Annotated in this window: 12 protein-coding genes and 1 riboswitch; of the genes, 8 read left to right on the plus strand and 4 right to left on the minus strand. The window is 58.7% G+C overall.

The annotated features are described in order from the left end of the window. The first annotated feature begins 107 nt into the window (after nt 1-107). Nucleotides 108-1,583, plus strand: a complete 1,476-nt coding sequence (locus tag AC3GOJ_RS00485) for a cryptochrome/photolyase family protein (protein WP_488235485.1) — start codon at nt 108-110, stop codon at nt 1,581-1,583. Nucleotides 1,584-1,618: 35 nt separating this feature from the next. On the opposite strand, the gene AC3GOJ_RS00490 is transcribed toward AC3GOJ_RS00485, so the two are convergent. Both AC3GOJ_RS00490 and AC3GOJ_RS00495 read right to left on the minus strand, forming a co-directional pair. Then, complete coding sequence (locus AC3GOJ_RS00490) at nt 1,619-1,987, minus strand: response regulator (protein WP_488235486.1); 369 nt, start codon at nt 1,985-1,987, stop codon at nt 1,619-1,621. 24 nt (nt 1,988-2,011) lie between these two features. Beyond that, nucleotides 2,012-2,164, minus strand: a complete 153-nt coding sequence (locus tag AC3GOJ_RS00495) for a rubredoxin (protein WP_488235701.1) — start codon at nt 2,162-2,164, stop codon at nt 2,012-2,014. A gap of 150 nt (nt 2,165-2,314) precedes the next feature. On the opposite strand from AC3GOJ_RS00495, the gene thiE reads away from it, so the two are divergent. The 5 genes from thiE (at nt 2,315) to AC3GOJ_RS00520 (ending at nt 9,745) form a co-directional block, all read left to right on the plus strand. Next, nucleotides 2,315-2,998, plus strand: a complete 684-nt coding sequence (thiE, locus tag AC3GOJ_RS00500) for a thiamine phosphate synthase (protein ID WP_488235487.1) — start codon at nt 2,315-2,317, stop codon at nt 2,996-2,998. Between the two features lie 36 nt (nt 2,999-3,034). Further along, nucleotides 3,035-4,330 (plus strand): glutamate-1-semialdehyde 2,1-aminomutase, encoded by a 1,296-nt coding sequence (gene hemL, locus AC3GOJ_RS00505; RefSeq protein ID WP_488235488.1) that lies wholly within the window; start codon nt 3,035-3,037, stop codon nt 4,328-4,330. A gap of 87 nt (nt 4,331-4,417) precedes the next feature. After that, nucleotides 4,418-4,511, plus strand: a riboswitch (TPP riboswitch). After that, nucleotides 4,500-5,417, plus strand: a complete 918-nt coding sequence (gene thiD, locus AC3GOJ_RS00510) for a bifunctional hydroxymethylpyrimidine kinase/phosphomethylpyrimidine kinase (protein ID WP_488235489.1) — start codon at nt 4,500-4,502, stop codon at nt 5,415-5,417. It overlaps the preceding riboswitch by 12 nt. Nucleotides 5,418-5,460: 43 nt before the next feature. Continuing rightward, nucleotides 5,461-7,377: a phosphomethylpyrimidine synthase ThiC gene (gene thiC / locus AC3GOJ_RS00515; RefSeq protein WP_488235490.1), complete on the plus strand. Its 1,917-nt coding sequence runs from the start codon at nt 5,461-5,463 to the stop codon at nt 7,375-7,377. A 91-nt stretch (nt 7,378-7,468) separates the two neighbouring features. Further along, nucleotides 7,469-9,745, plus strand: a complete 2,277-nt coding sequence (locus AC3GOJ_RS00520) for a penicillin-binding protein 1A (RefSeq protein ID WP_488235491.1) — start codon at nt 7,469-7,471, stop codon at nt 9,743-9,745. Between the two features lie 36 nt (nt 9,746-9,781). Here the strand turns inward: AC3GOJ_RS00520 and cyaY are convergent, their stop codons facing one another. Further along, nucleotides 9,782-10,108 (minus strand): iron donor protein CyaY, encoded by a 327-nt coding sequence (cyaY, locus tag AC3GOJ_RS00525; protein WP_488235492.1) that lies wholly within the window; start codon nt 10,106-10,108, stop codon nt 9,782-9,784. Nucleotides 10,109-10,230: 122 nt separating this feature from the next. On the opposite strand from cyaY, the gene lptM reads away from it, so the two are divergent. Together lptM and lysA are read left to right on the plus strand one after the other, a co-directional pair. Beyond that, a complete protein-coding gene (lptM, locus tag AC3GOJ_RS00530) occupies nt 10,231-10,458 on the plus strand; it encodes an LPS translocon maturation chaperone LptM (RefSeq protein WP_488235493.1) in 228 nt (75 codons plus the stop codon). A 30-nt stretch (nt 10,459-10,488) separates the two neighbouring features. Continuing rightward, nucleotides 10,489-11,775 carry a diaminopimelate decarboxylase gene (lysA, locus tag AC3GOJ_RS00535; protein ID WP_488235494.1) on the plus strand — a complete coding sequence of 429 codons (1,287 nt, stop codon included), beginning with the start codon at nt 10,489-10,491 and terminating at the stop codon, nt 11,773-11,775. Here lysA and AC3GOJ_RS00540 read toward each other — a convergent pair. After that, nucleotides 11,772-12,656, minus strand: coding sequence for an AEC family transporter (locus tag AC3GOJ_RS00540; protein WP_488235495.1), 885 nt, complete (start codon nt 12,654-12,656; stop codon nt 11,772-11,774). The two genes, lysA and AC3GOJ_RS00540, sit on opposite strands and share 4 nt — an antisense overlap. Between the last annotated feature and the right edge of the window lies 1 nt (nt 12,657).

A 12,657-nucleotide genomic window follows, 5' to 3' on the forward strand; every position in this document is an offset into this window, starting at 1 on the left:
AATGTCCACGCAGCCAGGTGGCATTTTCTGCCAGGCCCGACGCCTTGGGTGCCTCTGATTCGCCTGAGGGTACGCGGGAAGCGGTCATATCGCGTATTCTACCGCAAATGCACACTCAAACACCTGACGATCAAGCCGCCCTGGTCTGGCTCCGGCGCGACCTGCGCGTGGATGACCATGCCGCGCTTTACTACGCGCTCAAGCACCATTACCGCGTCTATGTCGCCTTCATTTTTGACCGCGACATTCTGGATGGGCTGCCCCGGCAGGATCGCCGAGTCGAGTTTATTCGTGAGTCACTGGTTGAGTTAGACCAGCAGTTGCAAGCACATGGCGGTGCCCTGATTGTGCGTCATGACCGGCCACGCCAGGCCATTCCGGCCCTGGCCCGGGAACTGGGGGTGAGCGCCGTCTACAGCAACCGGGATTACGAACCGGCGGCTGTACTCCGTGACCGCGATGTCGCGGCGACCCTCTCCCTGGCGGGCATTGATTTTCACAGCTACAAAGATCAGTGCATTTTCGAGCAGGATGAAGTGCTCACCCAGATGGGCAGGCCCTTCACCGTATTCACGCCTTACAAAAACGCCTGGTATAAAAAAGCGGCGCTATCGGAGACGGATTACTTTGTCCGCGCTTACCCGGTATCGCGCTACCTGCAGCATCTGGCCGCCTCACCGCTGGCCACCGGGATCCCCTCCCTGGCCGAGATCGGCTTTGAACACACGGATCTACAGAGGATCGGCATTACCCCCGGCACACGCGGTGGCCGAGACCGGGTAGAAGATTTCTTCACACGCATTGATCGGTACAAAGAGGCGCGTGACTTTCCGGCCGTGAAAGGCGTGTCCTACCTGTCGGTTCATTTACGTTTCGGCACCGTATCCATTCGCGAACTGGCGGCGCGCGCCTGGCGCGAAGGAGGCGATGGCGCACTGGGCTGGCTCAATGAACTGATCTGGCGTGATTTCTATTTTGCCATCCTGCATCACTTTCCCCATACCATCGGCCACGCTTTCAAACCGGCTTTTGATGCCGTGCCATGGGATAACGAACCGACATGGCATCGCGCCTGGTGCGAGGGTCGCACCGGCTACCCGCTGGTGGATGCTGCCCAGCGCCAACTGGCACAAACGGGCTGGATGCATAACCGCCTGCGCATGGTCAGTGCCTCGTTCTACACCAAGGACCTGGGGCTGGATTGGCGGGCCGGTGAAGCCTGGTTCTCCGAATGGCTGCTCGACTTTGATCTCTCGGCCAACAATGGCGGCTGGCAGTGGTCTGCCTCCACCGGCTGCGATGCCCAGCCCTGGTTCCGGATTTTTAACCCGGTCACCCAATCCGAACGCTTCGACCCCAAGGGCAAATTCATCCGCCGCTATGTACCGGAGTTGACCCACGTCCCGGATAAATACATTCACGCCCCCTGGACCATGCCAGCCGAAATGCAAGCTAACTGTGGCGTATTGATCGGGCGTGACTACCCGGCGCCCGTGGTGGACCATGCCGAAGCCCGACAACGCACCCTGGCCCGTTTCAAGTCAGCCACCGGCGAGGCTGAGGACATAAAAAAACCGGGGTAACCCGGTTTTGTCGCCATTGCAGTATTCAACCGACTTCAGATATCCGCAATGCGGGTCAGCAGCTCGTTGTCGGTCACTGGCTTGACCAGATAATCAATCGCCCCCTGACGCAGGCCCCACACCTTATCCGTATCCTGCCCTTTATTAGAAATCAGAATCACCGGAATACGGGCAATACGATCATCATCGCTGCGCGTCAGCGCACGCGTTGCCTGATAACCGTTGAGGCCCGGCATCACCACTTCCATCAGAATCAGGTCGGGCGTTTCGCGGCGGGCGACCGCCAAGCCCTCTTCACCATCGCCCGCGACGAGCACCTGATAACCCGCTGCTGACAGTACACCACTGAGCTGTGCCCGCTCAATCGGTGAGGGTTCCACCACCAGTATTGTTTGTATAGTCACCTGGGGCTCCCTCGTCGTCTCTGATCAGAGCTCGATCATCTCGAAGTCTTCTTTACGCAGTCCACATTCCGGGCAAACCCAGTTCATGGGGACATCTGCCCAGAGCGTGCCCGGCGCAATGCCATCTTCCGGCAGCCCGGTTTCTTCGTCGTAAATAAACCCACAGCCCAGACACATCCAGGACTTGAAAGACTGACCGCTCATGGTAAAACCCTAGGCAAGAAGTAATGCGACGGATTGATACAATGCTGTCATGCTAACCGATGCCGTACCCTGCTGTCATCACGTTGTCATGATTATTAACAACGGTTTTGTTGATTTATTTCATTGTCTAATCTCAGCCTGTTCATAGTGCCCGATTCCTTTACCTTTCCCAGTTTTGTCTATGCTGTCACGCCTGACCAGCCCGACACCGCTGTACTGCTTGCCCAAGTAACAGCGGCGCTGCAGGGCGGCGTTCGTCTGGTGCAATACCGTGACAAGATCAGCGCCATGCCGGAAAAGCTGCAACGGGCCCGACGTCTGAAGCAGCGATGTCAGGCACACGGCGCCCTTCTGCTGATCAATGACGATATCGTTCTGGCCATCGCGGTGCAGGCCGATGGCGTCCATCTGGGTGCCTCGGATGGCAGCCTCCGCGATGCACGCCGTCTGCTACCGGCAAAGACCATTATTGGTGCATCCTGCTATAACGATCTGGGCCTCGCCCACCAGGCATTGGCAGACGGTGCCAGCTACGTGGCCTTTGGTGCCTGTTTTGCCTCAACAACCAAACCCGCCGCCCGCCGTGTGTCACCGACCCAACTGGCAATGTTCCGTCAGGCACTCGGCTCGCAGGTCGCCATCTGCGGCATCGGCGGCATCACCCTCGACAATGTGGCTCAACTGGACGACCAGGTTGATGCCGTCGCATTGATCTCCGAGCTTTTCGGCACCCCGGAAGCACCCGCTTCCCCTGACCAGATACGGCATCGTGTGAGCCAGTTTCTGGCCGAACCGATCCCCACTTAAGCATTGATTCCTGACCTTTCCTTTTGAGTCCTCATCATGACCAGCCGTAACGAACAACTCTTCGCCGCCGCCCAACGCCATATTCCGGGCGGGGTTAATTCCCCGGTTCGCGCCTTTCGCGGTGTGGGCGGTACGCCCCGCTTTTTTGCTTCGGGCAAAGGCGCTCGTGTCACGGATGCCGATGGCAAGGTCTACATTGATTATGTGGGCTCCTGGGGGCCGCTGATTCTGGGCCATGCCGATCCGGACGTGCTGGACGCTGTGCAAACCACGGCCGCCCGTGGCCTGACCTTTGGCGCCCCGACCGGTGCCGAAGTCGAGATTGCCGACCTACTCTGCGAGCTGCTGCCCTCACTGGAAATGGTGCGCCTCGTGTCTTCAGGCACCGAAGCCACCATGAGCGCCATTCGCCTGGCACGCGGCTTTACCGGCCGCGACCTGATCATCAAGTTTGAAGGTTGCTACCACGGCCATGCTGATAGCCTGCTGGTCAAAGCGGGCTCCGGCCTGCTCACTTTCGGCAACCCGTCATCGGGCGGCGTGCCGGCCGATGTGGCCGCGCATACGCTGGTGCTACCTTATAACGACATTGCCGCCTTCAACGAGGCACTGGATCAATACGCCGACAAACTGGCGGCCGTGATCGTTGAGCCGATTGCCGGCAATATGAATCTGGTGGATCCGGGCAAAGCCTTTCTGCAAGCGCTGCGCGATGGTTGCACCCGCACCGGTGCCGTGCTGATCTTTGACGAAGTGATGACGGGCTTCCGCGTGGGTCTACAGGGGGTGCAAGGTCACTATGGCATCACCCCGGATCTGACCACCCTAGGCAAGATCGTCGGCGGTGGCATGCCGCTGGCTGCCTTTGGTGGCCGCAAAGACATTCTCACGTGTCTGGCGCCGCTCGGCCCGGTCTATCAGGCCGGTACGCTGTCGGGCAACCCGGTGGCCGTTGCCGCAGGCCTTACGACACTCAAGAAACTGCGCGCACCGGGTTTCTACGAAAGCTTGGCCGAGCGTACCCGTCAGCTCACCGATGGCCTGACGGCCGCCGCCCGCAAGCATGGCGTGGCATTCTCGGCCAATGCCGTTGGTGGCATGTTCGGGCTGTATTTCCGCGAATCGGTACCGAACAACTATGCCGAAGTCATGGAAGCCGATACGGCAAAGTTCAACCGCTTCTTCCACGCCATGCTTGATGTGGCAGGTGAGGGGCACTACTTTGCCCCTTCGGCCTTTGAAGCCGGCTTCGTGAGTGCCACGCACACCTCGGCAGACATTGAAAAGACCATTGCCGCCGCTGACGCCATTTTTGCCCAGCTCAAGGCCTAAATCGGTTTTTGCCTCCCCTCGCTTGCAGTTCGCGGGGTTTTCCTTTAATTTCAACCTCCTGTGCGGCCAACATCCGGTTGGCTGCTTTCTGATCGTTAGGGGTGCCCGCAATTTGGGCTGAGAGAGACCCTTGGCACCTGATCCGGTTAATACCGGCGTAGGGAAACGAATGATTCTTGATTTGATGACTGCCATTGCCACACCCGACCCTCGCGATAGCGAAGGCGCGGGCAAGGCATGTCGTCTATTTGTCGGCGCACCCCCTAAGGTGCTATCGATCGCTGGCATCGACCCGAGCGGTGGCGCCGGGTTGCTGGCCGATATTAAAACCTTCACCGCGCTCGGTGCTTATGGCTGCGGCGTCGTTGCGGGGCTCACGGCACAGAGCACGCAGGGCGTCACTGCCGTACAACTGCCTTCGGCAGAATTCATCGGTGCACAACTTGATACGCTGCTCGCCGATGTTGAGATCAGCGCCGTAAAGACCGGCATGCTCGGCCAGGCTGCCAACGTACAAGCGGTTGCCGAAAAGTTAGCAAAACACCAACAAGATAATCTGGTGCTCGACCCGGTGATGATCGCCAAGAGCGGCGACGCGCTCTTGAATAAAGAGGCCACTGGGCTGTTGCGCGACGCGCTTGTACCGCTCGCCCGCGTGCTAACGCCCAACTTGCCGGAGGCCGGCGCGCTGCTCGACGAACGCGGCCCGGAAACGATTAAAGAAATGACGCGCAGCTGCGAACGTCTGCACCGATTGCTTAAGCAAGAAGAGAACCGCTGGATTCTGCTCAAAGGCGGCCATCTGCCCGGTGGCGAACTCATCGATCTACTCTACGATGGTGACCGCATGATCGAACTGCGTGCCGAACGTTTCGATACGCGCCACACGCACGGCACCGGCTGCGCGCTATCGGCGGCCATCACCGCATTAATCCCGCAATGCCCGGACATCCCGACTGCGGTGACTCACGCCCATGCCTGGCTGCAGCAGGCCATTCGTCGCGCCGACGAATTACACATCAGCCGTACACCACAGACCGGCCACGGCCCCGTTCACCATACCCATGCGTTATGCATCGCGCAGTAACTTAACAACAAACAAACTCACAGAGAATCAATAAGGACGACTCATGAACGCCAAACAACCTTTCGTTGCCAACCAGGCCCACGTCGACGAAGCTGCGATTGCGCCGCTACCGAATTCACGCAAGGTCTATATCGAAGGCTCGCGCCCGGACATCCAGGTGCCGATGCGGGAGATCTCGCAGTCCGACACCCCAACGGGCATGGGTGGCGAGAAAAACCCACCGATCTATGTGTATGACTGCTCCGGCCCCTACACCGACCCGGCGGCCAAGATCGATATCCGCGCCGGCCTGCCGGCACTGCGCCAACAATGGATTGAAGAACGTGGCGACACCGAAGTGCTCGATGGCCTGACTTCCGACTTTGGCCGTCAACGCGCCGACGACAAAGCACTCGACGAACTGCGCTTTCCCGGCCTGCACCGCAAACCACGCCGCGCCAAAGCCGGTACCAATGTCACGCAGATGCACTATGCGCGCCAGGGCATCATCACGCCGGAGATGGAATACATCGCCATTCGTGAGAACCTGCAACGCGAACAGTATCTGGCCGACCTGAAAAACAGCGGCCCGCAAGGCGAGCGCCTGGCCAAACTCCTCGGTCGCCAGCACCCCGGCCAGAATTACGGCGCCTCGATTCCGCAAGTCATTACCCCGGAATTCGTGCGTGACGAAATCGCCCGTGGCCGCGCCATCATTCCGAACAACATCAACCACCCGGAAAGCGAACCGATGATCATCGGCCGTAACTTCCTGGTGAAGATCAACGCCAACATCGGTAACTCGGCACTTGGTTCTTCGATCAGCGAAGAAGTCGACAAGATGACCTGGTCGATCCGCTGGGGCGGCGACACGGTCATGGATCTATCGACCGGCAAGAACATTCACGAAACGCGCGAGTGGATCATCCGCAACTCACCGGTGCCGATCGGCACCGTGCCCATCTACCAGGCCCTGGAAAAGGTCGATGGCAAGGCGGAAGACCTGACCTGGGAACTGTTCCGCGACACACTCATCGAGCAAGCCGAGCAAGGCGTCGATTACTTCACCATTCATGCCGGCGTGCTGCTGCGCTATATCCCGATGACCGCCAACCGCATGACCGGCATCGTCTCGCGCGGCGGTTCGATCATGGCCAAGTGGTGTCTGGCGCATCACAAGGAAAGCTTCCTCTACACGCATTTCGAAGAGATCTGCGAAATCATGAAGGCCTACGATGTGGCCTTCTCTCTGGGCGATGGCCTGCGCCCCGGCTCGATCTACGATGCCAACGATGATGCACAACTCGGCGAACTGAAGACGCTGGGTGAACTGACCCAGATCGCCTGGAAGCACGATGTCCAGGTGATGATCGAAGGACCGGGCCATGTGCCGATGCAGCTGATCAAAGAAAACATGGATCTGCAGCTGGAATGGTGTGATGAAGCGCCGTTCTACACACTTGGCCCGCTGACCACGGATATCGCACCGGGTTACGACCACATCACCAGCGGCATCGGTGCCGCCATGATCGGCTGGTATGGCACAGCCATGCTCTGCTACGTGACGCCGAAGGAACACCTAGGCCTGCCTGATAAGGACGACGTTAAGGAAGGCATCATCACCTACAAGCTGGCGGCCCATGCGGCCGACCTGGCCAAGGGGCATCCCGGTGCCCAGATCCGCGATAACGCGCTGTCGAAGGCACGTTACGAGTTCCGCTGGGATGACCAGTTCAACCTGGGGCTCGACCCGGACAAGGCGCGCGAGTTCCACGATGAAACGCTACCGAAGGAATCGGCCAAGGTCGCCCACTTCTGTTCGATGTGCGGCCCACATTTCTGTTCGATGAAGATCACGCAGGATGTGCGCGATTACGCTGCCCAACAGGGTCTTGCAGAAAATGAGGCCTTAGAAAAAGGCATGGAAGCCAAAGCCATCGAGTTTGTAAAAACCGGTGCCGAGGTTTACCGGAAAGTCTAAGAAGGACTCTGGGGCGGGATCCCGGCAGCTCACCTAAGGCTGTCTTAATCCCGTCCCGTATAATCACGAAAATTCTTTACGGATCATCATCTTGCGCTGGTTCAATAAACTTCTGGTCACTCTGGCACTGCTCACCGTCATCGGCTTCAGCCTGGGCGGTGTGCTGGTCGCCTTCGCCTACCCGCAGCTGCCATCGCTCGATGTGCTGACGGACTACCGTCCGAAAGTCCCGCTGCGGGTGTACACCTCGGATGGTGCACTGATTGGTGAGTTCGGCGAGGAGCGCCGCCAGGTGGTAAAGATCAATCAGGTGCCGGAAGTGATGAAACAGGCCATTCTGGCCGCCGAAGATGACCGTTTCTATCAGCATTCGGGCGTGGATGTGTTCGGTTTTGCGCGGGCAGCGGCCGCCAACCTGGTCTCCGGCGGCAAGAAGCAAGGCGCCTCCACCATCACCATGCAGGTGGCGCGTAATTTCTTCCTGTCTTCAGAAAAAACGGTCACCCGCAAACTCTACGAAGTGCTGCTGGCGCTGAAAATCGAGAAGAACCTCACCAAAGACCAGATTCTGGAGCTCTACATCAACCAGATCTACCTCGGCCAGCGCGCTTATGGCTTTGCCTCGGCCGCCCAGATCTACTTTGGCAAAAGCCTGGATCAACTGACACCCGCCGAAGCCGCCATGCTGGCTGGCTTACCCAAAGCCCCTTCGGCCTATAACCCGGTGGTAAACCCAAAGCGTGCCAAGATTCGCCAGCAGTATGTGCTGCGCCGAATGCATGATCTGAAGTACTTGTCGGATGCGCAGTACGAAACCGCCCTGAACGAACAGATGAATGTCAAACGTCATGCCAACGAGTTTGCTGTTCATGCCGACTATGTGGCCGAAATGGCACGGCAGATGGCCAACGATCTGTTCCCACAGGATATTTACACGCGCGGTCTGACCGTCATCACCACGGTCAAGAAGGCCGACCAGGAAGCCGCCTACAAGGCCATGCGCAATGGCGTGCTGGCCTATGACAAACGTCATGGCTACCGTGGGGCCGAAGGCTTTGTCGATCTCTCGAAGCTCAAAAACGAAGATGATGATGTCGATGATCTGCTCTCGAACTACCCGGATTCCGACCTGCTGAAGCCCGCTGTCATTCTGGCACTCGACCCGCAGAAGATTCGTCTCGCCGTGCGTGGCGGCGACCCGATGATTCTGACCGGCGATCAGATCAAGATTGCGCAATCGATGATGGGCGAAAAAGCCCCAACCAACAAACGCCTGCGCCCCGGTGCCGTGGTGCGCGTGATCAAGGATGACAAGGGTGTGTGGCAGCTCAGCCAGCTGCCGGAAGTCCAGGCCGGCTATGTGGCCATGGCACCGAAAGACGGTGCCGTACTGGCCCTGGTAGGAGGTTTTGACTACACCCTGAATAAATACAACCACATTACCCAGGCATGGCGTCAACCGGGCTCGTCGTTTAAGCCCTTCATTTATTCTGCCGCGCTGGAAAAGGGCTTTACACCGGCCAGCATTGTGGAAGACAGCCCGATCACCATCGGCTCGGCGGAAACCGGTTCTACTGCATGGACCCCGAAAAACTACGACGGCAAGTACGAAGGGCCGATGCGGTTACGTACGGCTCTGGCCAAGTCTAAGAACATGGTATCGATTCGCATCCTGCAGGCCTCCGGCGTCAAATACGCTCAGGAATATGTGACCCGCTTCGGTTTTGATGCAGAAAAACATCCGCCCTACCTCACTATGGCGCTGGGTGCCGGTTCGGTCACGCCGTGGCAGATGGCACGCGCCTATAGCGTGTTCGCCAATGGCGGCTATCTGGTCAACCCTTACATCGTGCAGGAGATCCGCGATGAAAAGGGTACGGTCGTCGCTCAAGCGCAACCTGTGATCGCCGGCGATACGGCACCGCGCGTGATTGAAGCGCGTAACGCCTTCGTGATGGACAGCATGCTGCGTGACGTCACCATCTACGGGACCGCTGCTAAAGCTTCCGCGCAATTGAAGCGTACCGACCTGGCGGGTAAAACCGGGACCACCAACGAGCATGTGGATGCCTGGTTCTGTGGTTATCAGATCACGGCCGCCGGCTGTGCTTGGATGGGCTTTGACCAACCCCGCAACCTGGGTAACGGCGAAACCGGTGGCGCAGCCGCATTGCCCATGTGGATTGGTGCTATGGAAACCGCGCTACAGGGCGTCCCCCAGGGCACACTGCCTCCACCAGAGGATGTGGTGGCGGTTGATGTCACCAGCAACCGCAAGGGTGCCACCAAGGAATACTTCTTCAAGGGCAGTGTACCGGCAAGCATCGACCCGGAACCCGCCGACACCGGCGGCAATCCGGTCGATTAACCAACGCCGACTGGATCCATCACTCACAGGCCAGGCTCAGCGTAGTTGCAGCGAGACCTGGCCTTGTTGTTGGAGTATCTCCACCAGACGCGCAAACAAGGGCTCTCCCGTGCGGGTATCCACCCAGCCCAATGCCTCGTCATAACGGAAGTGAAATCCGCCGGAGCGCGCCGCCACCCAGATCTCCCGGGCAATGACATGCGGGCTGACTATCACCTTGCTGCCGTCGGCACATTCGATTTCAAGAATGCCGCCCTGCATTTCGAAATCGACGTCGGCACCATCATCTGCAGCGTGTTCGACAGCTGTCTCAATCTGCAGCAATGTTTGCTGACAACGGTTCAAAAAGCTTTTTTCATCCATGGTGACGTTCCGGCCGGGTGATTCCTGAAGCGGTCATTCTAGCGGGTTCGCGTCACCCTGCGTGATAACATCATGCTATGAAGATGCCCCTGTCAATTTACTCAAATGGTCGAATCTGCTCGATGCACGTAGCACACCTGTTGACCGCAGCCCTGTTCGCCACATCACTAGCAGCATGCGGCATCAAGGGTGGCCTCTATTTGGCGCCCAATCAGCTGCCCACCGCCAAGCCACCTGCCGGCGCCGAAGGCAGCCAGCCGAACCCGGACCCGGCTATCACCCCGAGCATTGCCGCAGAATCACTACGCAACCCCAGCACCGACTCGCCTGCCCAGATGCTGGCGAATTAAGATTACTGATCCAGACTGAAATTACCGCTTATGTCGCAACGTCATTTTCCGCACAGCCGCCACCTGAACGACCAGCACCAGACCCTGCACTTTGAAGGCTGCAATCTGCAAGCCATCGCCAATGAGGTCGGCACACCGGCCTATGTGTATTCTCGTGCGGCGCTCACCGATGCCTACAACGCCTTCGCCGAAACGCTTGCAGTGCACCCGGCGGGCAAAGAGGGTCTGGTCTGCTTTGCCGTCAAAGCCAATAGCAATTTAGGCGTATTGAGCCTGTTTGCGCAATTGGGCTCAGGCTTCGACATCGTTTCCGGCGGCGAGCTGGCCCGCGTACTGGCAGCCGGCGGCAACCCGAAGAAAGTGGTGTTCTCCGGTGTCGGCAAGACCGAAGCAGAAATGGTCGCCGCGCTGGAAGCAGGCATCCTCTGCTTCAACGTCGAATCGGCCAGCGAACTGGATCGTCTGGCGGCCGTTGCCGCCCGCGTCGGCAAGCGCGCGCCAATCAGCCTGCGCGTGAACCCGGATGTGGATGCCAAAACGCACCCCTATATTTCGACGGGCCTCAAAGAAAACAAGTTCGGTGTCCCCATCGCTGATGCGTTGGCGCTCTACCGTCATGCCGCATCCCTGCCGTTCATTGACGTGACAGGCATCGATTGCCATATCGGTTCACAGTTGCTCGATCCGTCGCCCTTTGTGGAAGCCCTGGAACGCATTCTGCCGCTGGTCGACACCCTCAAGGCCGAAGGCATTCATCTGCACCACATTGATCTGGGGGGTGGTCTTGGCATTTACTACCATGAAGGCCAGACGGAGCCGGTGGTCGCCGACTACCTGCGTCCCCTGCTGGATCGACTGACCGGCCGTGGCCTGCGCGTCCTGCTGGAACCGGGCCGTCGCCTGGTCGGCAACGCCGGCGTCCTGTTGACCAAGGTGGAATACCTCAAGCACGGCGAAGACAAGCATTTCGCCATTGTCGACGCTGCCATGAACGATCTCGCCCGTCCGGCACTCTACGAAGCCTGGCATGACATTGTTGCCGTCAAACCCCACAACTGCGAAGCACGCACGTATGACATCGTGGGTCCGGTCTGTGAAACGGGCGACTTCCTGGGCCAGGCTCGGCCGCTGGCACTACAGCAAGGGGACCTGCTCGCCGTGCTGTCGGCCGGTGCCTACGGCATGGTCATGAGCTCGAACTACAATACGCGTCCGCGTGCCGCGGAGATTCTGGTGGATGGCAATAAAACACACTTGGTGCGCGCCCGCGAAACCGTCGAAAGCCTTTACGCCGGCGAGCAGACCATCACGCTTTAACGCGGCAGAACGATCAGCAGGGCCAGCGGGATAAACAACAAGCCGGCGATATTGCCAATCATCACGATGGAGGCCACTTTTTGTGGCTCCTGGTGATAACGCTCGGCAAACATGTAGTTCAGTACCGCGGGCGGCAGTGAACCAAACAGAATCAGCTGGGCAATAAAGGCATCCGACAGACCCAGCAACCAGCCAATCAGCGCTGCGGTGCCCATGCCTGCCACCGGACGGACGATGGCCGACACCATGGCAGCCTTGCTTTCCGAAAACTTGACGTCGCACAGACGCACACCCAGCGCAAAGAGCATCAGCGGCACCGAAATATCGCCCAGCATCTTCAAGGCAAACATCAACGGTTGCCACAGATGAATCTGCAGGATGTTAAAAGTCAGCCCCAGCACGGCTGCCTGAATCATCGGAATCTTCCAGACATCACTGATGCGGGCCTCGGGATTCAGGATCCAGGGGCCAATAACGAAGTGAATGGTATTGGACACCAGAAACAGCACCACCGCCGCCGCCATACCTTCCTTGCCAAAGGCCAGCAGCGCCAGCGGAATACCCAGATTACCACTGTTGTTGATCATGATCGGCAGGCCCACGGTTTTAGGGGCCTCATGCAGGCTCCGTGCCGTTAGATAGCCGATCAGGCCGCAGGCAAAAATCGAAATCGCCGCACCCGCTGCCAGCCAGACATATTCGCGGATGTGGAAGTCGCCGCCCGCCATGACGGTAAACACCATGGCCGGCGTGAAGTAATCCATATTCAAGCGGTTGGCTACCACCATTTCCGGCTTGTTCTTTCGCCCCGCCCAGAAGCCGACCATCACCACGGCGATGACCGGAAAGATCACTTCGAGAATTCGAACAAAGAGTTCCATA

The organism is Fluviibacter sp., from assembly GCF_057744235.1.

Coding starts and splice junctions, on each gene's coding strand:
- AC3GOJ_RS00485 (WP_488235485.1), top strand. CDS start 108: ATGCACACTCAAACACCTGACGATCAAGCCGCCCTGGTCTGGCTCCGG.
- thiD (WP_488235489.1), top strand. CDS start 4,500: ATGATTCTTGATTTGATGACTGCCATTGCCACACCCGACCCTCGCGAT.
- lptM (WP_488235493.1), top strand. CDS start 10,231: ATGCACGTAGCACACCTGTTGACCGCAGCCCTGTTCGCCACATCACTA.
- lysA (WP_488235494.1), top strand. CDS start 10,489: ATGTCGCAACGTCATTTTCCGCACAGCCGCCACCTGAACGACCAGCAC.
- hemL (WP_488235488.1), top strand. CDS start 3,035: ATGACCAGCCGTAACGAACAACTCTTCGCCGCCGCCCAACGCCATATT.
- cyaY (WP_488235492.1), bottom strand. CDS start 10,108: ATGGATGAAAAAAGCTTTTTGAACCGTTGTCAGCAAACATTGCTGCAG.
- AC3GOJ_RS00540 (WP_488235495.1), bottom strand. CDS start 12,656: ATGGAACTCTTTGTTCGAATTCTCGAAGTGATCTTTCCGGTCATCGCC.
- thiC (WP_488235490.1), top strand. CDS start 5,461: ATGAACGCCAAACAACCTTTCGTTGCCAACCAGGCCCACGTCGACGAA.
- AC3GOJ_RS00495 (WP_488235701.1), bottom strand. CDS start 2,164: ATGTGTCTGGGCTGTGGGTTTATTTACGACGAAGAAACCGGGCTGCCG.